The following is a 26970-nucleotide window of genomic DNA, read 5'->3' as shown; positions in this document are numbered from 1 at the left end:
CCTCTTTTTTTTATGCAGGGTTTGATGTATCAGATGGATTATAATCTGTTGCCGTATTATCGTGTTTTTTCTTAGCGCGTTTGGGTTGATTTTTCATCGTTTCCCCAATTTGATTACTTGCTGTAAAACTCGCTACCATATTATTTAACATATCACTTCCTGCTTGAGGAGAGTTTGGCAACAAAATTAAGTTTGAATTCGTATCTGCACCAATAGCTTGTAAAGTATCATAATGCTGTGTAACCACAATTAATGCCGAAGCTTCTTGCGAATTAATACCAACATTGTTCAACACTTCTACACTTTCTACTAATCCTCGTGCAATTTCTCTTCGTTGGTCTGCAATACCTTGTCCTTGTAAACGCTTACTTTCTGCTTCAGCTTTGGCTTTGGCTACAATTCTAATTCGTTGTGCTTCTGATTCAAATTCTGCAGCTGTTTTTTCGCGATCAGCAGCATTAATTCTATTCATTGCATTTTTTACTTGAATATCTGGATCAATATCTGTTACTAACGTATTGATAATATCATAACCATAAGCCATCATTGCTTCGTTTAATTCGCGTTTTACCGCAATAGCAATATCATCTTTTCGTTCAAAAACATCATCTAATTTTAGTTTAGGTACTTCTGCGCGTACCACATCAAATACATAAGCTGTAATTTGATCATGAGGATATTCTAATTTGTAAAAAGCATCATACACTTTTTCTTGTATGACTTTAAACTGTACAGATACTTTCATTTTAACGAATACGTTATCTTTTGTTTTCGTTTCAATAATTACATCTAATTGTTGAATTCTTAAATTTACTCGGCCTGCTATTCGGTCAATCATTGGAATTTTTAATTGTAATCCCGAATTTCTAATACTTATAAATTTCCCAAATCGTTCAATTACTACAGCCGTTTGTTGTTTTACTGTAAAAAAAGAAGAGAAAAAAATTACCAATCCAATAACAAGGAAAGGAATAAATGCTAGTTCCATAATTGTATGTTTTTAAAGTTGGTAATTATACGTGGGGTTTTGTAAAAAGTTACAAAAAAACCTCCAATTGGAGGTTTTATATTTATAAGGTTTGAACGGCTTTTTCTATTCGTTTTATTGTTTCTGTTTTACCAATCATTTCTATGATATCAAACAAATGAGGCCCTTTTAAAGCACCTACTAAAGATAATCTCAGCGGTTGCATTACTTTCCCCGTCCCTATTTCATTCGTCATCATCCATTCTTTCAAACGTGTTTCAATAGTTACCGAAGTAAAATCTTCAATTTTATTCAATTCAGCAATAACTTGTTGCATTAAAAACGGTGTTTCTTCTTTCCAGTTCTTAGCCGCTTTTTCATCATAAGATGTTGGAGCTTCAAAGAAATAATTTGCTAAATCCCAAAATTCATTTACAAAATGCGCTCTTTCTTTAATCATCGAGATAATCTTTATCATTTCGAAGAAGGAGAAATCACATTTTCCTATGCGATTAATTACATCTTTTTGAAACGTTTCTGCTAGGCTTTCATCCGTTTGTTTTTGTAAATACTGATGGTTAAACCATTTATTTTTTTCTGGGTCAAACTTTGCTCCTGCTTTGTGAATTCGGTTTAAATCGAATTTTTGTACCAAATCTTCCAACGAGAAAATCTCTTGTTCAGTTCCGTCGTTCCAACCTAATAAAGCTAAAAAGTTAATTACCGCTTCAGGGAAAAATCCGTTTTCTCTGTAACCTGATGAAATTTCTTCTTCTGTTTTCCATTCTAAAGGAAATACTGGGAACCCCATTTTATCACCATCACGTTTTGATAATTTTCCGTTTCCAATTGGTTTTAAAATCAAAGGTAAATGTGCAAATTCGGGTGCATTCCAACCAAACGCTTTGTATAGTAAATGATGTAAAGGTAAACTTGGCAACCATTCTTCGCCACGAATTACATGTGAAGTTTCCATTAAATGGTCATCTACAATATTCGCTAAATGATACGTTGGCATACCGTCTGATTTGAATAAAACTTTATCGTCTAATAAATTCGTGTCAAACTTAATGTCACCACGAATGATGTCATTCAATTCTAAAATTTCATTTACTGGCGTTTTAAAACGAACAACATACTGTTCGCCATTAGCAATTCTTTCAGTTACTTTTTCACGTGAAAACGATAATGAATTGTCTAATTCTTTTCTAACGGAATGATTGTAAATAAACGTTTTTCCAGCTGCTTCTGCTTCTTTTCGCATAGCATCTAAACTTTCTGCTGTATCAAAAGCATAATACGCCCAACCTGAATCAATGAGTTGGTCTGCATATTGTTTATACATTGCTTTGCGTTCACTTTGACGATAAGGTCCAAATTTTTCATTCTTGCCCACCGTTTCGTCTGGTGCAATTCCCAACCATTCTAAAGCTTCAAAAATATAAGACTCTGCTCCAGGAACAAAGCGTGTTTGGTCTGTGTCTTCTACACGCAAGTAGAAAACACCACCGTGTTTTTTGGCAAATAAATAATTAAACAAGGCGGTTCTAACCCCACCAATATGTAAAGGCCCTGTTGGACTTGGCGCAAATCTTACTCTTACAGACATTTCATTAAATTTTAGGCAAAGATACGATTACAAATTTAGAAGTAAGAATTTAGAATTTATAAAATTGTTAGAATAATTATAGGCAATATTAACTTTCATTAAAAAACCTATTGACTTATCAAGTAAGAAATTGTAATTTTATCGGTTATAAACAATGTGTCAATAATTTTGGAGGCAAAAAACACTATTTTCGATAAACTTGAAGGGTTTATTAAGAAGTTTTATACCAATGAACTGATAAAAGGAATTATTCTTTTTGTTGGATTAGGCTTGTTGTATTTCATTTTTACGTTGTTAATCGAATATTTTTTGTGGTTACCCACTATAGGAAGGACTATTTTATTTTGGTTGTTTGTTGGTGTAGAAATACTTCTTTTTATAAGATTTATTGCTTTTCCGTTATTTAAACTTTTTAAACTTCAAAAAGGAATTGATTACACAGGGGCTTCTTTAATTATAGGTAATCATTTTACAGATGTACAAGATAAATTATTGAATTTTTTACAACTATCATCACAACAGCAACCTTCAGAATTAGTATTAGCGTCTATTGATCAAAAAGCAGCGGCATTAAAGCCTATACCGTTTTCTAAAGCAGTAAATTTTTCTAAAAACAAAAAATATATTCCCTTTGCTGTTGTTCCTTTGGTTATATTTTTACTTTTTTATGTTTCTGGAAATGCTGATTTAGTGGCTACAAGTTTTTCCCGTATTGTATCATATAATGAGAATTTTGCTAAACCCGCCCCTTTTCAATTTGAAATTGTAACCAATTCTCTACTTGTAGAGCAAAATAAAAATTTTCAACTCCAGGTAAAAACAACAGGTAAAATTGTACCCGAAAATGTTTCTATAGTTATTGGCAATGAGTCTTATTTTCTAGAAAATAGAGCACAAGGGCTGTTTGCTTATTCCTTTACAAACGTACAACAATCTATTCGTTTTCATTTTGAAGCAAATGGAATTACGTCAAAAGATTATGAGTTAAAAATGGTAAATGTGCCTACAATTTCTGTTTTCAACCTTAAATTGGATTATCCATCTTATTTAGGTAAAAAAAGTGAAATTATTCAAGGCACAGGTAATGCGGTTGTTCCACAAGGAACTAAAGTAACATGGATAATAGAGGCAGTAGCAACTAAAACAATTAATTATAAAGAAGGTAAAACCAATACACTTTTTACAAAACAAGCAACACAGTTTATTCACAGTTCATACATTACACACAATACAGATTATCAAATTAGTATTTCAAATAAACAATTGCCAAATTTTGAACAATTGAATTATAAAATTACAACCATTAATGATCAATACCCCACTATTTCAACCTCTATTGCCCCTGATAGTTTGCGTTTAAAACAGCAGGTCGCAATTGGACAAGTTTCTGATGATTATGGCATGAGTGCCTTACAAGTTGTTTTTTATGATGCGCAAAATCCAAAAAAGTTGTTTAGAAAAAATTTACCAATAAAAAACAAACTTGTTGATCAATTCGTGTATGCTTTTCCAGACGGTATTGCACTTGATGCAGGAAAAACATATGAATATTATTTCGAAGTATTTGATAATGATGTGGTTAATGGTAAAAAAGCTACAAAATCTGATGTGTTTAATCACAAAGAACTTACAGAAGCTCAAAAACAACAAAAAGCATTACAAGAACAGCAAAATACGATTTCTAGTTTACAAAAAGCGTTAGATAAACAAGACAAACAACTCGATGATTTAGAAAAACTAAAAAAAATAGACAAACAAAAAGAAAGTCTCGATTACAAGGACCAAAAGAAAATAGAAGACTTTTTAAATCGTCAAAAACAACAACAAGAAATGATGAAGGATTTCTCTCAAAAAATGAAAGAAAATCTCGAAAATTTTAAACCAGAACAAAAAGATTCAGATAAAAAAGAGTTGTTAGACAGGCTTGATAAAGCGGAAAAAGAAGCACAAAAAAACGAGAAACTTTTAAAAGAATTAGAAGAGTTAACTAAGAAACTACAAAAAGACGAATTGTTTGATAAAGCCGATAAGTTAAAACAACAAGCTAAAACACAACAAAAATCATTGGAACAATTAGTTGAATTAACTAAGCGTTACTATGTGGAACAAAAAGCAAATCAACTTATAGATAAATTAGAGCAATTAGCCGAAAAACAAGAGCAATTAGCAAAGGATGAAAAAGAATCTCTAGATGAACAAAATAAAGTTTCTAAAGACTTTGATGCTATTAAAAAGGAGCTTGATGCGTTAGACAAAGAAAATAAAGAATTAAAATCTCCAATGGATATTCCTAACGACAAAGGAGATCAAAAAGACGTGGAACAGGATCAACAAAAAGCAGAGGATAATTTAGCAAAAAAACAAGCGTCAGCAGCCAATAAAAATCAAAAATCTGCTGCCAACAAAATGAAACAAATGAGTCAAAAAATGTCCGACTCTATGTCGTCTAGTGAGATGCAAGAAAATCAAGAAGATGCTAAATTGCTTAGACAAATTTTAGACAATTTGCTTACTTTTTCTTTTGATCAAGAGAAATTACTCAATAAGTTTAAAGGGATAACCAATTCTAAAACAGCGATTAATTCCTTATTAAAAAAGCAACAAGAATTGAAAACACAATTTAAACACGTGGATGATAGTTTGTTTGCATTAGCAATGCGTCAACCAAAATTATCCGATATTGTATTAAAAGAAATTGAAGAGGTGCATTACAACTTAGAAAAAGCAATTGAAAACCTACCAACAACGAATAGGTATAAAGGTATTTCACACCAACAATTTGTTTTGTCATCAGCAAACAAACTTGCCGATTTTTTAAGCAATGTACAAAGCGACATGAATAATGCAAATATGAGCGCATCAGGCGGAGGTAAACCAAAACCAGGAAAAGGAAGTGGTAGCGGACAACAATTGTCAGATATTATTCAAAAGCAGAAAGGTCTTGGTGAAAAAATGAAAGGTGAGCAAGAGGGTAATAAATCTGGACAACAAGGCAAACCAAAGCAACAGGGCTCAACAGGTAAAGGCGGACAAAATGGTTCTGAAGGAGCTGAGGGAGACGCGGGCAAACTCTTAGAAATTTTAAAACAACAACAAGAATTAAGAGAGTCGTTAGAACAAGAATTAAACAAACAAGGCCTAAGCGGAAACGGCCAGAGTGCCCTTCAAAAAATGAAAGAGCTGGAAAAACAATTAATAAATAAAGGTTTCTCTCAAGAAAATTATAATAGAGCGTTACAAGTAACACACGAATTATTAAAGCTTGAGAATGCACAAAAACAGCAAGGGCAAGACACAAAAAGAGAAGCAAACACAAACACAAAAGATTATTTAGGCGCAAATAAACCGCTTCCCCCTGCTTTATTAAATTATTTACAAAGTGTTGAAATATTAAACAGACAAAGTTTACCTTTGCAGCCAAACTTTAACCAGCGGGTACAATCTTATTTTAATAAATAATGGTTACATTTAATTACGAGACAGATTTTATACTTACAGACGAAAAAAAACACACCGATTGGGTTTGTACTATTATTCGTTCAGAAGGGTTTTTGGTTGGCGAAATAAATTATATTTTTTGTGACGACGATTATTTACACGCTATAAACATGCAATATCTAAATCACGATACATTGACAGATATTATAAGCTTTGATTATACAGAAGGAAAGTTGATTTCTGGCGATATATTTGTTTCTGTTGAGCGCGTAAAAGAAAATGCACTTGATTTTAATGTTTCTTTTGAAGAAGAATTAAAAAGGGTTTTAGCACACGGTGTATTACACTATTGTGGATACAAAGACAAAACAAAAGAGGACGCGCTTTTAATGCGCAACAAAGAAGAGGAGAAAATTTTATTGTTCCACGTGGAACAATAAAATTTTTAATTAAATAATTAATTTAATGTTTCACGTGGAACAATGAGTTTATTTCAAGACACATATGATATAATAGTTGTTGGCGGAGGGCACGCAGGTTGTGAGGCCGCGGCAGCCGCGGCTAACATGGGCTGTTCAACGCTTTTAGTCACGATGAATTTACAAAACATTGCTCAAATGTCTTGTAATCCCGCAATGGGAGGTATTGCTAAAGGGCAAATAGTAAGAGAAATTGATGCGCTTGGTGGTTATTCTGGTATAGTGTCAGACAAAACCGCTATTCAATTTAAGATGTTAAATTTATCGAAAGGCCCAGCCATGTGGTCTCCAAGATGTCAAAGCGACAGAATGCGTTTTGCTGAAGAATGGAGATTGATGTTGGAGCAAACACCAAATCTTGATTTTTATCAAGAAATGGTTTCGGGCATTCTAACAGAAGGCGATAAAATTATTGGCGTTAAAACATCATTAGGCGTAGTTGTTAAGGGAAAAACGGTCATATTAACTAATGGAACCTTTTTAAATGGCTTAATTCATATTGGCGAAAAACAATTTGGAGGCGGCAGAGCAGGCGAAAGTGCTTCGTTTGGTATTACGGAAGATTTAGTTAAACTTGGTTTTGAATCAGGTAGAATGAAAACAGGTACTCCGCCTCGAGTAGATGGGAGATCATTAGATTTTTCTAAAATGATAGAACAACCGGGCGATGTTAACCCTTCAAAATTTTCATATTCAGACCAAACAAAGGCCTTAACATCTCAACGTTCTTGTTACATGACGTATACTTCACAAGGGGTTCACGATTTATTACGTGAGGGTTTTGACAGAAGCCCAATGTTTAATGGAAGAATTAAAAGTATTGGCCCTAGATATTGTCCGTCAATTGAAGACAAAATAAACCGATTTGCAGACAAAGAGCGACACCAGTTGTTTGTAGAGCCAGAAGGGTGGAATACGGTTGAGTTTTATGTAAATGGATTTTCTACGTCTTTGCCTGAAGAAGTTCAGTTTAGTGCATTACGTGCTGTGGCAGGATTTGAAAACGTGAAATTTTTTAGACCTGGCTATGCAATAGAATATGACTACTTCCCTCCTACGCAATTAAAACATACCTTAGAAACTAAAATAATAAACGGCCTTTATTTTGCAGGACAAATTAACGGAACAACAGGATATGAAGAAGCTGCTTCGCAAGGTTTAATGGCGGGAATTAACGCGGCGTTACAAGTACAAGAAAAAGAACCATTAATTCTTAAAAGAGACGAGGCTTATATAGGTGTTTTAATTGATGATTTAATTACAAAAGGCACAGAAGAACCTTATAGAATGTTTACTTCAAGAGCAGAATACAGAACATTGTTAAGACAAGATAATGCCGATTTACGCTTAACCCCGAAAGGTTTTGAAATTGGTTTAGCAGATGAATCGCGCTTAAAAAGAATGGAATATAAAAAGGAAGCCTCCGACAAGTTTGTTACTTTTTTTAAAGAAACTAGCCTTAAACCAGAAGAAGCAAATCTGGTTTTAATAGAAAAAGGATCTTCGCCAATGGTACAGCCAGACAAAATGTATAAAGTGTTTTCTAGACCTCAATTAGAATTATCTGATATAGTAAAATTCGAAAAAGTGCAAGCGTATATTTCTGAAAATGATTTAGACAATGAAGTAATAGAACAAGCGGAAATTCAAGTAAAATATGCAGGTTATATTGAAAAAGAGAAAAACCACGCAGACAAAGTAAATCGTTTAGAAGACGTAATAATCCCAAGCAATTTCGATTTTGACAAAATAAAATCAATTTCAATTGAAGCGCGTCAAAAATTAAATAAAATAAAACCAACTACAATTGCGCAAGCCTCTAGAATTAGTGGTGTGTCGCCAAGTGATATTTCAGTATTGTTAATTCACATGGGTAGATAAATTTAGATTGATTAGTTCCACGTGAAACAACCTTGTTAAAGCCCATAAATACAGACTAAATGAATTTTAAAGAAGAAAATAAGTTTTTAATAGTTAAAGATTATTCAGTTTCAAAGGAAACGTTTGCGTTATTATATAATAAAGAATATGATTTATTAAAAACACACCCCTTCCCCGATTTATCCGTACTACCTAAATATTATGAAAGCGAAGATTATATTTCGCATACAGATGGAAAAAGAACGTTTTTTGAAAAAATATATCATTTTGTCAAAAAAAGAGCTATTAAAAACAAAGTAAAATTAATCAATTCTTACCATAAAAATAAGGGTGCATTATTAGATGTGGGATGTGGAACAGGAGATTTTTTAGTTGAAGCACAAAATCAAGGATGGAAAGCAACGGGCTATGAACCCAACGAATCGGCTAAAAAACTTACTAATTCTAAAAACGTTTCAACTATAGATAATTTAGTTTCGCTTAGCGCAAATTCTTTTGATGTAATAACATTATGGCACGTTTTAGAACACGTTCCTAATTTGGAAGAATACATAAAAAATTTGAAAAAATTATTAAAACCTAGCGGCACGTTAATTGTTGCGGTTCCAAATTATAAATCATATGACGCAATTTATTATAAGAGACATTGGGCCGCTTATGATGTACCAAGACATTTGTGGCATTTTTCAAAAAAGAGCATAAAAAGATTGTTCTCTGATGTTGACATGAATTTGACTTGTGTATTACCTATGTGGTTTGATAGTTTTTATGTAAGCATGTTATCCGAAAAACATAAAACAGGAAAAATTAATTTTATAAAGGCAATTTTTATTGGTTTGCGCTCAAACTGTGTCGGATTGTTTAAAAAAGAGTTTTCTTCCCATATTTATGTGTTAAAAAACAACAAATAGCTATTTGTTTTATGTTTAACAATCTTTTTTATTAAAAACAGCTAAAACCATAAGAGAAAAAACAAAAGGCTTTAAAAAGCTTTAAAACAAGTCAATTTTTATAACAATAATTTATTTCTATTTTTTTTACATAGAAATAATTTATGGATAAAAAAATTAAATAATTAGTAGAAACTAATTACTTTTACCAAAATTAAATAAAAACACTAATGAAAAAAATTTTATCACTTTGTGCATTCGCTTTAGTTTTAATTTCTTGTCAAGAAACAACAACATCAAAAGCAGATTTTAAAACAGGTTATATTGATACATCTATCTTATTAGAAAAATATAATAAGTTCACAGATGCTAATGAAAAATTTAAAGTTAAATCTGAAGAAATGGGTCGCCCCATTCAGGCAAAGGCTCAACAATTAGAAGCAGAAATGGCTAATTTCCAAAGAGCAGCTCAAGTAAATGGTGAAGCGTGGGCGCAGCAAAAATATGGCGAATTACAACAAAGGCAACAAGCGTTACTAGCTGAAAGAGAACAAATTTTAGGCAAAATTGACGGAGAAGCAGGAAAATTAAAAGATTCTTTAGTTAAAGAAGTTAAAAAATATATTGAGAATTACGGTAAAAAAGAAGGGTATGATTACATTTTTACAACTTCAGAGATGTCCGTTAATGTTATTTACGCAAAAGAAAGCTATAATTTAACAGAAAAGATTCTTAAAAAATTAAACGAAGAATATAAAGCAACTGCTGAAAAAAAATAAGTTAAATCCCGAAGTAATTCGGGATTTTTTTTTATATTGTTTTATATTTGTTTTTTTATATTTTACGCCATATGAAACAATTATCTGCCGAAGCAAACTACGTACTAAAGTTTATTAATCAAACCCATAAATCTGTATTTTTAACAGGTAAAGCTGGAACAGGAAAGACAACTCTTCTCAAGGAAATAATTGCCACCTCCCATAAAAACACCGTCGTCGTTGCACCCACTGGAATTGCCGCATTAAATGCAGGAGGCGTTACTATTCATTCATTATTTCAACTGCCTTTTGCTGCTTTTTTACCAGATTATATAGAAATAAATTCTACACAATACAAGTTTGAATCAAAGAGCACGATTACCAAACATTTCAAGATGAATTTGTCTAAAAAACAAGTACTTGTTAATTTAGAATTATTGGTTATTGATGAAGTTTCTATGTTGCGCCCCGATGTGCTTGATGCAATTGATTTTATATTACAAAAAGCGCGAAAAAACAACCTTGCTTTTGGAGGCGTTCAAGTCTTATTTATTGGCGATTTGTTGCAGCTACCACCAGTAATAAAACAAGAGGAATGGGTAGAATTAAATAAATACTATCAAGGAATGTTCTTTTTTCATTCTCAAGTTATTCGTCAAAACCCGCCACTTTATATTGAATTAGATAAAATTTACCGTCAAGATGATGAACTATTTATTCAATTATTAAACAATCTTAGACATAACACGATTACGCCTGAAAATATCTCAATTCTCAATCAGTATGTCCAACCAGATTTTAATGTAAAAGAAAATAAGGGATGTATTGTAGTAACAACACACAACGCAAAAGCAGACGAAATTAATAAAGAGGCTTTAGATGCTTTACAAACAAAAACAATTTCTTTTTCCGCCGAAATAGTAGAAGACTTTCCAGAAAAAATGTATCCTATAGAGCCAAAATTGAATTTAAAAATTGGAGCCCAAGTGATGTTTATTAAAAACGATTCATCTTTTGAAAAAAACTATTTTAATGGAAAAATGGGAGTAGTTGTTGCATTAGGACAAAAAGAAATATCCGTTCGCTTTGAAGAAGAAAATAAAACCATTGAAGTGGAACAATATACATGGGATAATATTAAATATTCAGTAAATCCAAACACAAAAGAAATTGAAGAAACTGTTGTAGGTACATTTACTCATTATCCCTTAAAATTAGCATGGGCAATAACTGTTCATAAAAGCCAAGGCTTAACGTTTGACAGAGCTGCGTTGGATGTTTCACGTGTATTTGCGCCAGGACAAGCTTACGTTGCCCTGTCTCGTTTACGTTCTTTAAACGGCTTAATTCTGCTCTCCCCTATACAGTTAAACGGCATTTCATCTGACACAGATGTACTACAATATGCTACTAATAAAGCAGATGATAAGAAGTTAGCACAAAGTTTAGAAACAGAAAGCAACTATTTTTTAAAGGCAGAATTGTCTAAAAATTTTGATCTAAAACAACTGGCACAAGAATGGAGAAATCATTTATTTTCTTATAACGAAGAAACCCTTACATCAAGCAAATTAAAATACAAATCGTGGGCGCAAAAAAACGAAACAATTATAGCTGAGTTAGCACAAAACGCTAATAAATTTATCAATCAAATTCAAAAAATTTGCCAACAAAAAAACATTGATATTTCTTTTTTAACCGAAAGATGTGAGGCAGCTTATGCGTATTTTTTCAAAACATTAGATAATCAATATACCGAAATTCTTTTAAAAATAGCGGAAGTAAGTAATTTAAAAAAAAGCAAAACGTTTCACGATGAACTAATTGAACTCGAAGAGATTCAGTTGAAAACACTTTTACAATTAAAAAAAGCAATTTTATTAGTTAGAAACACAAATAAGGGCTTGGAATTTAATAAAAAGACGATGTTTTCAGATGAAATAAAATATTATAAAATAAATAAAATCGCTTCTCTTTCTGAACAATTTAGGCAAATAGACGGTTTTATTGAAAAGGATCATACAGAAACATTTCACAAAAAAACGAAAGCAAAAAAACTGAAATCAACAGAGCCAAAAAAGGCCACTGTAGAAATCACTCTTGATTTATGGAAACAAAATTTAGCAATAGAAGAAATTGCATCTAAACGAAAACTAACCGTAGCAACGGTTTATTCACATTTCACAAAACTTATTCAACTAGAAGCATTAACGGTTTTTGATGTGTTGCCTGTTGAAAAAATAAATGCCTTACAAGCGGTTTTTAAAACACATAAAAACGAAGGAATTGGGGTTATAAAAGAAAAATATGGCGACCAGTTCTCCTGGGAAGAACTTCGCTTGTTTAAAGCAAGTTTGAACAACTAATTTAGAGGTAATATACGCCTAAAAGAGCTGGAATTAAATAAATTACAATAGTTCTAGCGCCATCATAATCTTTGGCTAGTCGCTGCCCAAACAACAATAAAAGCAGGGTAACCGAAGAAACTACACAACAATAGTTTGCTAACACAGTGGATTGGTTTATTAAATTTTCCACAATACCCATAACACCTAGAACGCCTGCGGCAATTTCTAAAGCCAAAACAGTCAATAAAGCGGCGGGCACCTTGTTCTTTAAAAACGTGTTTGAAAAATGTTCTTTAAGCCAATTTACGTTTCCGTTCCAATCAACAATTTTATCATATCCCGATTGTAAAAAAGTGATGGCTAAAAAACTAAGCAGTAATAAAGTAAAAGCAGTCATAATATATTGTTTTAAATAGTTTCTTTAACGTGTAATAAACGGGTTAATTTAATAGACAAATCGGTTAAAATAATGTTGCTGTTTCCGTTTCGTTCTATGTGGTATATAGCCTCTTCAATTTCTTTATAAATTCCAGAAATGTTTGCTCCATGAATAAACGGCGCGAATTTTTCTAATTTAAAATTTTCAAACGTCGGTTCTAAATAAACCAATTCATTTGCTGTATAATTTAATAACAAAGCCTGTCTAAAATATTGCATACAAAAATGAAGAAAGTTTTTTTGTACTTCTCGGCCTTCTTTGGCTATTGTTGCACCCCAGTGTATTAAATCAGAAATTGCACTAGCGTTTCCTCTTGCTTTGAATGCTGCTCTCACCCAAATAACAAACCATTCTTCAAATATAGCATCGTCATTATCCTTGTTTAGCAGGTGTAATGCTTTATTGTAATTACCTTCGGCTTGATGCGCTATTTTTTTAGCTAAGTTTGCATCGATTTTTTTACTAGTTATTAATTCTTCGGCAATAATTTGTTCTGGCAATGCTAAAAAATCGACCACTTGACATCTAGACAAAATAGTTTGTAAAACAGCTGCGGTATTTTCAACAATTAATATAAAAACAGTTTTTTCTGGCGGCTCTTCTAGTAATTTTAATAATTTGTTTGCCGCTGCAACATTCATTCTATCAGCCATCCAAACGATCATAATTTTATAGCCGCCTTCATAGGCTTTCAAGGAAAGTGTTTTGTTGATTTCAGCAGCATCTCTTACCGAGATTATACCTTGCTTTTTTGGAATTTCCAAATGCTTATACCAATCAAAAAGGCCTGCATATGGGTTTTCTGTAATAAAACTTCGCCATTCACTTAAAAAATTAGCACTAATCACATTTTCGCCTTTTACATCATCGGTGTTAGTAACCGGATAAATAAAATGCAAATCGGGATGCGACAAATTATTAAATTTTAGGTTGCAATTCGCGTTTCCAGAATTGTTTTCTCCGTCTCCATTTCCACAAAGAATGTATTGTGCATAAGCAATAGCCATGGGCAATGTGCCACATCCTTCCGGACCCACAAACAGTTGTGCGTGAGGAATTCTGCCTTGATTAGCACTTCTAATCAGGTGGTTTTTTATGTGGTTTTGACCTAAAATTTCTGAAAATAACATAAAGCAAACTTACATAAAAAAAGTAATATTTATCTCTATGGGCGTATAATTTCAAGAAAAGAAGTTGTTAACAAACAACGCAAATTGTTAATATCGTTCTTTTTACAAAGGTTGTTAACAAAAAAATAAGAAAAAACACATAATTGTTAATAAGTAAAGAAATTTTCTTATATTTGAACCCAGCTAATCCCAAATTAAAATGAAGACCAACCTAAAATTTAAAAGTGTAGCGCTATTTTTTTCAATTCTTTTTTCGGTTGTGTTTTGTTTTGCACAATCAACCTCACCTTTTAAAGTTAGATATAAAGGCTATATAAAAGGAGACATAACACTCATTGCTAATAATATTGTAAATCGTGTAGATGCCTTTCACTCCAGTAATGATTCCTACGATGAAAGATCTAATTATGCAAAATTAAATGACGAATTTACAATGGACTTTATCGATGTGGATAACGACATTACGACTTTTTCTTCAAGTAGCGCTAATTTAACATTAGATAATTCTTCTAATAAAAAAATAATATACGCAGGTCTTTATTGGTCTGCTACTTACCCTTACACAAGCGGAAAACAAATTGCTGTAAACAAATATAAGAGCACCGACGAGGCTAGAGAAAATTTTAATCAAGTAAAGCTAAAACTACCTTATACAACTAATTATCAAACCATTACCGGAGAAGTAATTTTTGATGGATTAGAATCAGATGTAAATGAAACGGCCCCATATGCTGTCTATGCCGATATAACCTCTTTAGTGCAGTCATTACCTAATCCATGTGGGGTTTATACGGTGGCAGATGTAAAAGCGACAGTTGGAAAAATTAGTGGTGGAATTGCCGCAGGTTGGAGCATCTTTTTTATCTATGAAGATCCAGAAATGTCCGGTAAATATATCAATTCATATGATGGGTTTGCAGGTGTAACTAAAAAACCAATAGATATTAATTTTAGTGGTTTTCAAACATTTCCAGAAGGTAATGTACAAGCAAAAATAGCATGTATGGCATTAGAAGGTGATTACAGTATGGAAGGTGATCAACTGTTTATTAAATCTGATTTGGCTACTAAATTTAAACCTCTTTCAAATAAATTAAGAAAAGAAAATAACTTTTTTAACAGCGCTATATCTCTGGAGGAAAATTATTTTATAAACCGAACACCAAAAAATACAAATACGCTGGGTTATGATGCTTTCATTATGAAAATTTCGAATCCAGATAACGCTGTTATTCAAAACAATACCCAAGGCATAACATTGCGATTAGAAACTTTTGGAGAGCGTTATTTTGTGTTTTTCAACGCTTTTGCAGTTGAAGTTACAGCCCCTGATACCAATGAGAACGAACTTTTAGTGGCTAGTAATGATTTAAAACAAGAGCCAATCTTGGAAAAAAACAATTTAACACAAGTAGAAACGATTACTCAACCACAAGCAGAAAAACCAAAAACAATAGTACAGAGCAAAAATAGCGAATCAAATATCATTGCAGCGGCCCCTATTGTTATAGAAAAACCAAAGGTTTTAGAAAATAAACACAATACTGTTTCAAAAACAGACAACAATATAGCACAGCCCCTAAAAGTAAACAGACCGATTCCTGTTGAAAGCCCAAGTGTTTCGGTTCCAAATGTGGCTTCAGGATATTATACAATTGTAAATGTTTTTGCGGTACACAAAAATGCCATACGATTTGTGGAAAAATTGAAAAAACAAGGGCTACAAGCGGCTTATTTCATTAATCCAAAAAACATGTATAGGTATGTATATCTGACCAAGCACGCAAGTTTTGAAGATGCAACAATAGCCTATCATTCAAATTTTGAACAAAAATATAAAGATGCCGCTTGGATTATGACTATAAATAAAGAGGGAAATGCTGTTTCTTTAAGTATTCAACCACTAAAAACAAACCGAAAACAATATTTTATAAAAGAAGAAAAGGTAGTTTAAGAAAACGATATAGTTTTTTGTAAATCCTTTGTTATCAATAACATATAATTTATTTTGCAAGCAAAAATGTAATTTTTTTTACAAGAAACGAAGTTAAAAATAGTGTAGAATATATACAATATACTTATTTTTGTATCTGTTCTAAAAAAAAGAAGTGATGAAAACCCTAGCAGATTATAATTTCAAAAATAAAAAAGTTTTAATTCGTGTTGATTTTAATGTCCCACTGGATGAAAATTTTAATGTTACAGATTCAAATAGAATTGAAGCGGCAAAACCTACCATAGATAAAATAGTAAATGATGGTGGCGCGGTAATCTTGATGTCTCATTTAGGAAGGCCAAAAGGTAAAGAAGAAAAATACTCCTTAAAACACATTGTATCTAAGGTCGAAGAAATTTTAGGAAAACCTGTAAAATTTGCTTCAGATTGCATTGGTGCCGTTGCTCAAAATGCAGCTGATGGTTTACAAATGGGAGAAGTTTTACTATTAGAAAATTTACGATTTTATACCGAGGAAGAAGCGGGAGACGTAGCCTTTTCTAAAGCGCTAGCTGCTTTAGGCGATTTTTATGTGAATGATGCATTTGGTACAGCACACAGAGCACATGCTTCCACAACAATTATTGCAAATGAATTTCCAGACAGCAAATGTTTTGGAGCTTTATTAGCAAAAGAAATAGAAAGTATAGACAAGGTTTTGAAAAATTCTGAAAAACCAGTTACAGCTATTTTAGGAGGAAGTAAAGTTTCGACTAAAATTACCATTATTGAAAATATTTTAGACAAAGTAGACCACATGATTATTGGTGGAGGCATGACGTTTACTTTCGTAAAGGCAATGGGTGGAAAAATTGGCGATTCTATTTGTGAAGATGATAAATTAGAATTAGCATTAGAGATTTTGAAAAAAGCTAAAGAAAAAGGTGTTCAAATTCATTTGCCTGTCGATGTAGTGGCTGCAAATGCTTTTTCAAATGATGCAGAAACACAAATAATAGACGTTACGGCTATTCCAGATGGATGGCAAGGGCTTGACGCAGGGCCAAAAACACTTGAACTATTTAAAAAAGTGCTTTTAGATTCTAAAACGATTTTATGGAATGGTCCAATAGGTGTTTTCGAAATGGAAAAATTTGCTCACGGCACCATTTCTTTAGGAGAATACATTGCCGAATCTACAAAAAATGGTGCGTTTTCTTTAGTTGGAGGAGGAGATAGTGTAGCGGCGGTAAAACAGTTTGGCTTGGAATCAAAAATGAGTTACGTTTCCACTGGAGGTGGAGCCATGTTAGAAATGCTTGAAGGCAGAACATTACCAGGAATCGCAGCTATTTTAGCATAATTAAACAATAAATTGTATTTTTGCAACGTTAGTAATGTGTTGTAAATTAGCAACATAATAAAAACGCCCCATAAAAAGATGAAAAAAATAGCCCTATTAGCAAGTTTGTTTTTCTCGTTTTCTTTTGCTTTTGCACAAGAAAGCGCAGAAAGAGAATTGCCTATTTTTGTTCCAAAATTAACCTACTTAGATTCATTAAAAAGCACGTTTATTAATCATTCCACAAGTGTTTGTATTGACGAAAGATGGATGAAAGAACTTGCAAACACAGACATTTCTAAGGAGATGTTTGCAGACATTACTACACTTAATTTAGACGAAAAAGTAGATTTTAATTTAGATACAGAAGTATTAAAAAAACGATTAAAAAAACTTGATGTTCAATCGCCTTTTGTTATAGAATACAATCAAACGTTAGAGAATACAATTAAAATTTTTCTAAAAAACAGAAGCAAAAGTATTGAGCGACAAATGGCGATTGCGGAGTATTATTTTCCGATGTTTGAAGAGCATTTAGCAAAATATAACGTTCCTTTAGAAATTAAATATTTAGCCATTGTTGAATCGGCATTAAATCCAAAAGCAAAATCACGTGTAGGTGCAGGAGGGTTATGGCAATTCATGCCAGCGACAGGCAAACAATATAAATTAAATGTTACGTCGTATGTTGACGACAGACACGATCCAATAAAAGCCACAGAAGCGGCTTGTCAATATTTGTCAAATATGTATGCCATTTTTGGCGATTGGAGTTTAGTGTTAGCATCATATAATTGCGGCCCAAACAACGTGTCAAAAGCAATTAGACGCGCCGGAGGAAGTAATGATTATTGGGAAATTAGAAAGTTTTTACCCAAAGAAACAGCAAACTATGTTCCTGCTTTTTTAGCCACAATGTATATTTATGAGTTTAAAAAGGAGTTGGGTTTAATGCCTAAAAAAGCACCTGTAGCTTATTTCCAAACCGATACAGTGGCCGTAAAAAGAGGAATGACTTTTAAGCAGATAGCCGATTTATTAGACGTATCGGTAGATGAAATAGAGTTTTTTAATCCTACGTTTAAAAATAATTTTATTCCATCCTATGAAAATGAATTGTATTTTTTAAGATTACCAAAAGATAAAATTGGCTTATTTGTTTCCAATGAAGATAAAATTTATGCTTACTTAGAGTATCTAGAAGCCGAAAAATGGCGAAAAGTACAACTTGCCAAAATACAAAAACAAGACAGTATAGCTAAACAAGACAGTATTGCAGCATTGGAAGAAAAAGAATTTGATAAAATTGTAAAGCAAACAACCAAGGAAGTAGTCAAAAAAGAGTATTACAAAGTTAAAAAAGGGGAAACGTTAAGCAAAATAGCAACTATAAATAACGTTAGTATCGAACAATTAAAAAAATGGAATACGATTAACGGAACGACAATTAATGAGGGGCAGTTATTAGCGTTACAAAAAACGAAGAAAATAACCGTTAACGAAGTCGTTAAGGTGCCTAAAACAAAAACAGAACAATTGCCCAATTCGACTGGTGAAAACATAGTAAAATTAGATAAAAAACCCGCAAATAAAGATGTTTTTACGAAAGAAGAAGAATTTTATACGGTTCAAAAAGGAGATTCTATTTTTTCGATTTCAAAAAAATATCCTAATGTCACAGTTGATGATTTAAAAAAGAACAACAACCTTTGTGATGATAACATTCAACCTGGGATGAAATTAAAAATAAACGGATAGTAAAAAAATAAAATAGATGAGGCCATAACTTTTGTTGTGGCTTTTCTTTATCTAATAAAATGGCACAATTTAAAATAAAGCGATTTAACGAACTTTCTACTGCGGAACTGTATGAATTGTTAAGGTTGCGCTCAGAAGTGTTTGTAGTGGAGCAAAACTGCGTTTATCAAGACATTGACAATAAAGACCAAAAAGCCATTCATGTATTGGGCTATTTAAATCAAGAATTAATTGCCTGTTCTAGAATTTTTGCTACCGGGGATTATTTTAAAGAAGCTTCCATTGGTAGAGTAATTGTAAGCCCACAACACAGAGCAAACAAGTATGGTCATGATTTAATGCGCGTTTCTATTGAGGCTGTAGAGCAACACTTCCAAACCTCAAAAATTACTATTTCGGCACAAGAATATTTAAAGAAATTTTATGAAAGTCACGGCTTTAAACAAACCAGCGAAAGTTATTTAGAAGACGGAATTCCACATATTGAGATGAAGCGTTAGTTGTTTTAAATTTTATAATTCACACTAACCAGTATTATTCTTGGCATTACAAACGTTGTTGTTGTCGACACCATAAAGTCCGAAAAAGAATTATCTATTATTTTACCATTATTTAAAAAGTTCTGTGCGGAAAGTTCCCATCTAAAAGGACTTTCCTTTTTTTGATAACACAAAAGCGCATTTGCAATTTTATACGTGCTTTTTTGATTTAGGTTATTAATAGTATATGTAACCTCATAATTCGATTTAAAAGTAAAATTTTTAAAGAATGTTACATCAATAGATAAGGAAATATTGTCTGAAATTAGTTTTGAATTTGTTAGTCCAAAAAAGCGGTTAAATGTTTTAGAATAATTTACCTGTACCAGGGGCCATTTTTTTGGTGTTGTTCGAATAGAGACCCCATAATTTTTACTAGTTCTTTCGTTTTTAGTCCTTTGATTATTAACGGTTTGTATATAAGTAAACCAATTAAAATTAGACTGCAATCCCACTCTAAACTTGTTGATTTTTTTATCTAGATTACAAGATGCTTGCCAATTTGTTTCTGGATTATTTGTTAAAAGCGGAAAAGTAAATTGATTTACACCATCTAATAGAATTTCATTTCGTATGGTTCTAGTTTTTTTGTAAAAACTAGATTTAGCATTAAAAAACAATCCTCTAAATGTACTTGTTTTAGTATAATATAATGAAGCGGCATGGTAGCGTTCGTTAGTTAAGAGCGCATTTCCTTTAAATACACTGTTATAACTTTGAAGTGTATAATTTTCAATCATTTTAGAGGCGTCAGAAAATGTATTAGCTAATTTATAATCAAAGACTAATGCTTCGGCGTTATTAAACTTTAGTTCACTTTTCCATCTCGGTTCAAATAAGAGTTGTTGATTAGAGAGGAAATTGTTTTGTTGAGCAGTTTTTAATTGGTACAAATGATAATATATTCCAGGCCTATTTATCCATTTTCCAATTTTAAACTTATATTCTGCTCCCACATATAAATCAGAAAATCTGTAGTTTAAATTATTTCCAAAACCCTGACTCGAAAAATCATTAATTTCTCCGTTGGTAAGGGTTTGTTTTTCAGAAATTATGATTTGAGAACGCGTATAATTGACGCCCACATTTGAATACAAATGATTATGATTATTTAGCGCCCAATAATGTTTAAATATCCCCTCAACAGTGTGATTTCTAATCTTTTTAAGTTGTTGTATTGTATAAAATGTATCGTTTTGTAAAGGAATTAAGCCAGCTAAAAAAGGCCTGTCTGTTATCCATGTGTTTTTTGGGCTTGCCTCTTCAAACGTTTGATTTAACACAAAAGTAGTGGTGTGTTTTTCAGAATGTTGTTTGTGCCACTCAATAAATTGTTTAATTTGAGAGGTAATATTTGTGTTTGAGGATTCAAAAGAAAAAAGCTGGTTGTTTTGTAACGAATTTATTTGGTCGAAATAGTCATTAGTTATCACTTGAAAGTGTCCGTTATACAGCCATTTCGATTTAGAATTAGGCAAATAATTTAGTTTCACATTTCCCATACTTAGCCACGATGTTGCGTCGTTTTGATTGTTTTTGTTTTCCAAAACATATGTGTTGTTTTGTAAATAGCTTATGTTGGATACAGATTGATTAGATGTATAATTTTTAGAAACTATGCCAAATCCCTCAACATCAATTTTTGAGTTAATAGACCGCCTAAAGTTAAGTGCATTAAATACAGATTTTGCTTGAACAACATAGGTGTTGTCGTTTGTAAATAAAAACAAATCAGACAATTGTTTTTTATTATTTAAAAAACTACTGGTTCCTCCTTGAAAACGGATAACATCTTCAAATGTAAATGTGCTTTTACCAATGTTGTTAACATCACCTATGTAGCTTATATTCGTTTTGGGCGAAAAATAAAACAACCCGGCGTGATTTTTATAATAAAGATTCTTTTTCTCGCCTCCTATACCTGTTTCTAAGTCGCCGAAAATAAAATTCTTTTTATCTGATTTCAACTTAACATTCATCGCTAAGTCATCATTGTTAGAAACGTTTTTTAGAAATCCAGTTTCATTAAAATTATCTAACACTTCAATTTTATCAACTGCATCTGCCGGAATGTTTTCGATTCCCAATTTGGTTCCACCCCCAAAAAAAGATTGGTTTTCTACGTAAAACTTTGTAACCTTTTTACCTTGTACGAAGACTCCTCCGTTTTTATCAACTTCAATACCCGGAATTTTTTCTAATTGGTCTTTTAGTTTTCGTTCGGTTCCATTTGTAAATGCTTTTACGTCATAGATACTAGTGTCTTTTTTTATTAAGACAGGGTTGTAATCATATTTTATAACAATTTCTTTTATTTCAGTATCTTTTTTAATGAGATTGAAATGATATTCTTCATTAGAAGCTCCTGTTTTTATTTCAATTGTTTTCTCTACAAAACCAATATATGACACCTGAATTTCATAACTAGTGTTTTTTTGGAGATCTAGTTTAAATCTTCCTAAATGATCTGCAATAGCAAATTTTATTTCATAGATACCCTCAATGGGTTTTGCCAATACATTTGCGTTTTGAAGTGGGTTGCCTAAAGCGTCTTTTACTGTTCCAAAGAAAGATTGTCCAATTGAAAAAAATGGAATAATTAGAAAAAAAACAATAAATATGTTTAAACGAAAGGGTTGTTTATAAATATGTAAAATATATTTATTCAAAAGGTATTATTGATTAAATGTTTTACTCACAGCATTAGACTTGGCTTTTTTTTCTAAAACATCTAGTGGTGTTTTTTGAATGTCTTTTTGAGAATTTATTTTTACATTTTCTAAGAAAGTGATTTTTTTTACAAAATACATTTTTCTCCCAATATGGCCTTCCATGATTAATCCAGGAAGTCCAAACAATTGAAAAGGGCCGAAGGAATAAGGAATTTCTGGAGCATACCAGGCAGAAAAACTTTGTTCCTCTTCTTTACCTGTTCTAGCACTAATAATCTTCTTTTTAAAATGAGCTAAGTAGCATGTATAGTTATCAATTATTTTTTTTTCGTTTGTTAGTTGCCACAGGTTTCCGGTGTCAGAAATGTCTATGTAATACGTTTGACCATCAAATTCTGTCTTATAAAAATATTCTTTTTCCGTTCTATTTATAAAATATGTTTTATTATTATCCCCAAAAAAAAGTGTTGCCATTTTATAATTAAAACTATCATCTTTTTCTAATTTATCAACCAGTTTGAAAACACTTTTATTTTTAGTACATAACAAGTTAAATTCTAAATTAGGCATTTCAGCATTGATGTTTTTTGCCATTTCTTCAACGTCTTTAGAAAACTCAGTTCTTTTTATATCATTTCCTTTTCCTTGTGCCACACCGTATGTAACCTGTATACCACTTTCTTTATTTTCGTTTATTGTTGAAATATGATTTTCTCCGGAATGAAAGCTTTTACAGCTGATTATTACAATCAAGACGACTACTGTATTTATACTTTTTTTTATCATAATTTTATTTTTAAAAAGAGGTTGCTTTTACTCTTAATATAATTAAGTAAAAGCAACCTCTGACTCATTTAACTATTCATACAATTGTTGTAGATATGATTGTATATTTCATAGTATTCACAACAATCTTCAACAGTTCCAAAATCCATTTCATATAATGCGGTTAATGCGGTGGCTACTTTTTGGCAAGTAGCAGGGTTGCCCTTTATAGCTTCAGTGGTTTCTAAATTTGGTAGAGCAAATGAAGCTACTTCATTGTGTTTCACAGATCCTTTTTTTTCATTTTTTTCACTAGCTATTCCAGCAAATGAAAATAGTACAATAGCGACTGCGCTGTAAGTAAACTTTTTCATAATTTAAAAATATTTGGTTAATAATATTGCTAAATTACTTACAAAAACACAAGCCTATTATTCGAAATTCGGGTAATTTCAATCGTATTTCGAATAAACCAAAATTGTTCTTATATTGTGTGAAAAAGTTTACTAATACTTTATGGGTGTAAATCTACATATGACAAGGCTTTATAAAATAAATGCCTTTTTTGATTTAGAATTTTACTATTTCAAAAATAAACATTTTTATTTCACACAAAAATAAATTAACATATTTTCTTACATATTTTATGTTTCAAATACTAATTTTTTAATTTAACTCTAAAGATTATTTGTTAAAGTCCCAATAACATCTAATTACCTACAAATGAAAAATTTAATTGGCGAAAAAATAAAAGCGCTTCGAATTGAGAGAAATTGGTCTCAAGAGCATCTTGCCGATTTATTATTTATTTCTCAATCTGCTTACGCAAGAATGGAAAACGGACAAAGTAATGCTTGGGCGGTACATTTAGAAAGAATTTGCACCGTTTTTTCTATAACTTTAGAAGAATTTTTATTCGATTCAAAAGCAGAAGAAATAAAAAGTGTTGATGTAAAAAATGAGGAATTTATCTATTTTTTTATACAAAAATTAGAAACACAATATGAGGCGCGAATTAAAGAAAAAGATCAAACAATTTCTGATTTACGAGAGCTTATTAGGGTTTTAACAATCCAACTTAAGCCTTAGTTATTAGTAACTCCACTCTTCTGTCAAGTTGTGCATCTTTACCCAATGATTGTGTATTTCCATAGCCCTTAAATGTCATCCGTGTTTTGCTAATTCCTTTTGATAAAAAATACCGATATACACTCTCTGCTCTGTTTTTAGAAAGCTCTCTTTTTTTTGTGTCTTTGTCTACCGCTTCTTTTTGATAATTTGGTGTACAACAAACATGACCTTGTATTTCGAATTCTATGTTAGGATATCTTTTTAGAAGCAAAACCATTCGGTCTAATTCTTCTCTTGCTTTAGAAGTTAGGCGACTGCTTCCTTTGTCGAAAAGCAACTTCTCTAAATAGATTCGATCACCTTCTACGGCGTCTTTTCTAATTGTGGTATATAAACCAGGAATATTAAATTCTTCTAGTATTAAAGGTTTAAAGTTTAGCACTACATCTACACGCCTGTTTTTTGCTCTTGCTTCAGGCACATTGTCTTCTAAGTCTTCGTCAATCATGACTTTTCCTTTTCCTTCAATTTTGACGATGATTTTTAGTTTTACTCCTTTTTTAACTAACATGTCTTTTACTCCATTTGCTCTGCGTTGAGAAAGCTTATAATTGTAATCAATTTTACCAATATCATCACAATACCCAAAGATAGAAATACTTTCTAGGCGAGTGGTATCAATGACTTTTAAAAAAGCTACAACCGCTTCAGATTGCAAGGCCTTTAATTCGTGTACATCTGATTCAAAATAAATAGAATGTACCGTTTCTTCTTGGCTAAAGCCCGAAAGCGAAATGAAAAAAACAGCAATAAAAAACACCTTTTTCATTTGTTTATTTTTTTAGAATAGTTTGATATTCGGATGTGTTAGTTAGTATTTGTACGGCTCTTTGAACATCTGTATAACGCGCGGCTACATAATCATAAAAGTCTTTTCTATAGCCATATTTTAGTACTAATTCTTGATAAAGTAAACGTTTAATCTCTTCTTTGTTTTTGTCTAATTCTTTATCTTTAGCTTTTTCTATTGCCGTTTCAAGTTGTTTAATTTCGACCGTTAATTCATTTTCAATTTTATCTTTTTTAGCTGATTCCACAAGCGTTTTAAATGATTTTTCTATTTGTGTGTTTAGGTCAACATGTTCTTTCTTAATATAGGCTTTAAATTCACTAAATTCAGCTTCAGAAATAGCATTTGGCACTTTGCCATTCGGATTTTTATAATACAACTGAGTCGCAAAATTAAATAATGCATCAGAGTCTGTTAAGTTTTGTCCTACAGCACTTTTTTTCATTTCAGAAATTTCTACATCAGGCAATACACCACCACCATCATAAACGGTTCTTCCTTTTTTGGTTTTAAACGCATTAAATTCTTTTTCTGATGTTTTAATTGGTCGGCCATTTTCGTCTTTTTTGCTGTAATCTGTTGCTTGAATACATCTTCCAGAAGGGGTGTAGTATTTAGAAATCGTTACTTTTACTTGTGTTCCATAAGATAAATTAAAGGGGCGCTGAACCAATCCTTTTCCAAAGCTTCTATTGCCTACAATAACTGCTCTATCAAGATCTTGTAAGGCTCCGGAAACAATTTCAGAGGCAGAAGCGCTTCGGTCGTTTACGATAACCACTAGGGGAATTTCAACATCAACGGGTTCGTTTTTTGTTTTATAGGTGTGGTTGTGGACCGTGTTTTTTGATTTTGTTGTTACAATTGATTCATCTTTTGGCACAAATAAATTACACACATTTACCGCTTCGTGCAATAAACCACCCGGATTATCTCTTAAATCTAAGATAATTTTAGTAGCTCCTTTTTCTTTGAGTGTTAGTAAAGCCTCTTTTGTTTCGGAAGATGCTTTTTCATTAAATTTTGACAAAACAATATAACCAACATTGTTGGCTAATAATTTATAATAAGGAACGGCTTTTATTTCTACTTCATCTAAGATAATTTGTCCTTTTTTTTCAATTCCTTGACGCGAATAAATGATTTCAATTTTTGTGTTTTTGGCTCCTTTTAATAATTGTGAGGCGTCTTCTTTGAAGTCTTTTAAATTTACATCACCTATTTGTGTAATTACATCACCCGCTTTAAAACCCGCTTTGTCTGCGGGCATATTTTCATATACTTCGCGCAGAATAAGCTGTCCGTCTTTTCTTGTAATTAAGGCGCCAATGCCTGTATATTCACCTGTATTGTTAATTTTGTGTTTTAGCACATCTTGTTCATTAAAAAAAACAGTGTAGGGGTCTAATTCTTTTAACATGTTTTTTATAGCAACGTCCATCATGTTTCCCGGATTGGTTTCGTCAACATAATTTTGGTTTACGGCTTTAAACATAGAGGTAAAAATTTCTATTTGTTTTGCAAGTTCAAAGAAATCATTTTGAAAACTTACACCAATAAATAAGAAACCCGAAAGAAGTGCGGGGATAATATATTTCTTTCTTGTGGAAAACTTCATGCGGATAGTTAATTTTTTATTATACGAAAGTAATTAATTTATTATTGATTAAGATGAAATTTTTCAAATAGCTGAATCGTTTTTTCGTTAATTTCATCAAATGTTAGTTTTGTATTGCTTTGATAAAAAAACATAAAGGCATGTGGTTTTTTTAAGGGACCAACAAGCGTGGTTTTATTCAGTCGGTAACATTCTCTTAAAACGCGCTTAAAATAATTTCGATCAACCGCGTGTTTAAAATATTTTTTTGAAACAGAAACGCCTAATACGTGATTTTCTAACTGAGGGTTGTTGTTTTTAAGAAACGTATATGATTCTTCAGAAATCGGCACATAAACTAGTCGTAAAGGGTATTTTGACACCGATTTTCCTTCGGAAAAAAGAGCATCAATAATTTTTTTACTTTTCAGTTTTTCGTGCTTTGGGTATGTAAAGTCTGCTTTCATTTCAGAGACAAAGATAGTTATAATGCACAAAAAA

At 31.8% G+C, this 26970-nt stretch carries 21 protein-coding genes; 11 read left to right on the top strand and 10 right to left on the bottom strand.

Annotation, left to right across the window (positions count from 1 at the left end):
* Positions 1-10: 10 nt before the first annotated feature.
* Both RF683_RS10220 and gltX read right to left on the bottom strand, forming a co-directional pair.
* Positions 11-988 carry an SPFH domain-containing protein gene (locus tag RF683_RS10220; RefSeq protein WP_309532187.1) on the bottom strand — a complete coding sequence of 326 codons (978 nt, stop codon included), beginning with the start codon at positions 986-988 and terminating at the stop codon, positions 11-13.
* 82 nt (positions 989-1070) lie between these two features.
* Positions 1071-2576 carry a glutamate--tRNA ligase gene (gene gltX / locus RF683_RS10215; protein WP_309532186.1) on the bottom strand — a complete coding sequence of 502 codons (1506 nt, stop codon included), beginning with the start codon at positions 2574-2576 and terminating at the stop codon, positions 1071-1073.
* 156 nt (positions 2577-2732) lie between these two features.
* Between gltX and RF683_RS10210 the strand changes: the two genes are divergently transcribed.
* From RF683_RS10210 to RF683_RS10185, 6 genes are all read left to right on the top strand, one after another.
* Positions 2733-6035: a DUF4175 family protein gene (locus RF683_RS10210; protein ID WP_309532185.1), complete on the top strand. Its 3303-nt coding sequence runs from the start codon at positions 2733-2735 to the stop codon at positions 6033-6035.
* The gene (ybeY, locus tag RF683_RS10205; RefSeq protein ID WP_309532184.1) at positions 6035-6454 is read left to right on the top strand and encodes an rRNA maturation RNase YbeY; all 420 of its coding nucleotides are present in this window, start codon (positions 6035-6037) and stop codon (positions 6452-6454) included. Before RF683_RS10210 ends, ybeY begins: the two co-directional genes overlap by 1 nt.
* A gap of 42 nt (positions 6455-6496) precedes the next feature.
* Complete coding sequence (gene mnmG / locus RF683_RS10200) at positions 6497-8374, top strand: tRNA uridine-5-carboxymethylaminomethyl(34) synthesis enzyme MnmG (RefSeq protein ID WP_309532183.1); 1878 nt, start codon at positions 6497-6499, stop codon at positions 8372-8374.
* A 59-nt stretch (positions 8375-8433) separates the two neighbouring features.
* On the top strand, positions 8434-9285 hold the full coding sequence (locus RF683_RS10195) for a class I SAM-dependent methyltransferase (protein WP_309532182.1): 852 nt from the start codon (positions 8434-8436) through the stop codon (positions 9283-9285).
* A gap of 209 nt (positions 9286-9494) precedes the next feature.
* Positions 9495-10043, top strand: a complete 549-nt coding sequence (locus RF683_RS10190) for an OmpH/Skp family outer membrane protein (protein ID WP_298660330.1) — start codon at positions 9495-9497, stop codon at positions 10041-10043.
* Positions 10044-10114: 71 nt separating this feature from the next.
* The gene (locus RF683_RS10185) at positions 10115-12388 is read left to right on the top strand and encodes a helix-turn-helix domain-containing protein (RefSeq protein WP_309532181.1); all 2274 of its coding nucleotides are present in this window, start codon (positions 10115-10117) and stop codon (positions 12386-12388) included.
* A gap of 1 nt (position 12389) precedes the next feature.
* Here the strand turns inward: RF683_RS10185 and RF683_RS10180 are convergent, their stop codons facing one another.
* Together RF683_RS10180 and RF683_RS10175 are read right to left on the bottom strand one after the other, a co-directional pair.
* Positions 12390-12767, bottom strand: a complete 378-nt coding sequence (locus tag RF683_RS10180; protein WP_309532180.1) for a DoxX family protein — start codon at positions 12765-12767, stop codon at positions 12390-12392.
* 11 nt (positions 12768-12778) lie between these two features.
* A complete protein-coding gene (locus RF683_RS10175) occupies positions 12779-13939 on the bottom strand; it encodes a DNA polymerase III subunit (RefSeq protein ID WP_309532179.1) in 1161 nt (386 codons plus the stop codon).
* Between the two features lie 199 nt (positions 13940-14138).
* On the opposite strand from RF683_RS10175, the gene RF683_RS10170 reads away from it, so the two are divergent.
* The 4 genes from RF683_RS10170 (at position 14139) to RF683_RS10155 (ending at position 19475) form a co-directional block, all read left to right on the top strand.
* Entirely contained in the window at positions 14139-15893 is a 1755-nt protein-coding gene (locus tag RF683_RS10170) for an SPOR domain-containing protein (RefSeq protein WP_309532178.1), read from the top strand.
* A 157-nt stretch (positions 15894-16050) separates the two neighbouring features.
* Positions 16051-17238, top strand: a complete 1188-nt coding sequence (locus RF683_RS10165; protein ID WP_309532177.1) for a phosphoglycerate kinase — start codon at positions 16051-16053, stop codon at positions 17236-17238.
* Positions 17239-17316: 78 nt separating this feature from the next.
* A complete protein-coding gene (locus RF683_RS10160; RefSeq protein ID WP_309532176.1) occupies positions 17317-18975 on the top strand; it encodes a lytic transglycosylase domain-containing protein in 1659 nt (552 codons plus the stop codon).
* A gap of 59 nt (positions 18976-19034) precedes the next feature.
* Positions 19035-19475: a GNAT family N-acetyltransferase gene (locus RF683_RS10155; protein WP_309532175.1), complete on the top strand. Its 441-nt coding sequence runs from the start codon at positions 19035-19037 to the stop codon at positions 19473-19475.
* 5 nt (positions 19476-19480) lie between these two features.
* On the opposite strand, the gene RF683_RS10150 is transcribed toward RF683_RS10155, so the two are convergent.
* From RF683_RS10150 to RF683_RS10140, 3 genes are all read right to left on the bottom strand, one after another.
* A complete protein-coding gene (locus tag RF683_RS10150; RefSeq protein ID WP_309532174.1) occupies positions 19481-22183 on the bottom strand; it encodes a carboxypeptidase-like regulatory domain-containing protein in 2703 nt (900 codons plus the stop codon).
* Between the two features lie 6 nt (positions 22184-22189).
* Entirely contained in the window at positions 22190-22972 is a 783-nt protein-coding gene (locus RF683_RS10145) for a GLPGLI family protein (protein WP_309532173.1), read from the bottom strand.
* A gap of 68 nt (positions 22973-23040) precedes the next feature.
* The gene (locus tag RF683_RS10140; RefSeq protein WP_309532172.1) at positions 23041-23325 is read right to left on the bottom strand and encodes a hypothetical protein; all 285 of its coding nucleotides are present in this window, start codon (positions 23323-23325) and stop codon (positions 23041-23043) included.
* A 349-nt stretch (positions 23326-23674) separates the two neighbouring features.
* On the opposite strand from RF683_RS10140, the gene RF683_RS10135 reads away from it, so the two are divergent.
* Positions 23675-24040 (top strand): helix-turn-helix domain-containing protein, encoded by a 366-nt coding sequence (locus RF683_RS10135; RefSeq protein ID WP_309532171.1) that lies wholly within the window; start codon positions 23675-23677, stop codon positions 24038-24040.
* On the opposite strand, the gene RF683_RS10130 is transcribed toward RF683_RS10135, so the two are convergent.
* From RF683_RS10130 to rnpA, 3 genes are read right to left on the bottom strand one after another with little or no spacing between them, the layout of a single operon-like run.
* Positions 24030-24851, bottom strand: a complete 822-nt coding sequence (locus tag RF683_RS10130; RefSeq protein ID WP_309532170.1) for an OmpA family protein — start codon at positions 24849-24851, stop codon at positions 24030-24032. The genes RF683_RS10135 and RF683_RS10130 overlap by 11 nt on opposite strands.
* A 4-nt stretch (positions 24852-24855) precedes the next feature.
* A complete protein-coding gene (locus tag RF683_RS10125) occupies positions 24856-26490 on the bottom strand; it encodes a S41 family peptidase (protein WP_309532169.1) in 1635 nt (544 codons plus the stop codon).
* 41 nt (positions 26491-26531) lie between these two features.
* Positions 26532-26936 (bottom strand): ribonuclease P protein component, encoded by a 405-nt coding sequence (gene rnpA, locus RF683_RS10120; protein ID WP_309532168.1) that lies wholly within the window; start codon positions 26934-26936, stop codon positions 26532-26534.
* Positions 26937-26970: the final 34 nt, after the last annotated feature.

The sequence above is a fragment of the Flavobacterium sp. 20NA77.7 genome (genome assembly GCF_031326205.1).
GTDB lineage: Bacteria > Bacteroidota > Bacteroidia > Flavobacteriales > Flavobacteriaceae > Flavobacterium > Flavobacterium nakdongensis.
This window is presented reverse-complemented; position numbering and strand designations above follow the sequence as displayed.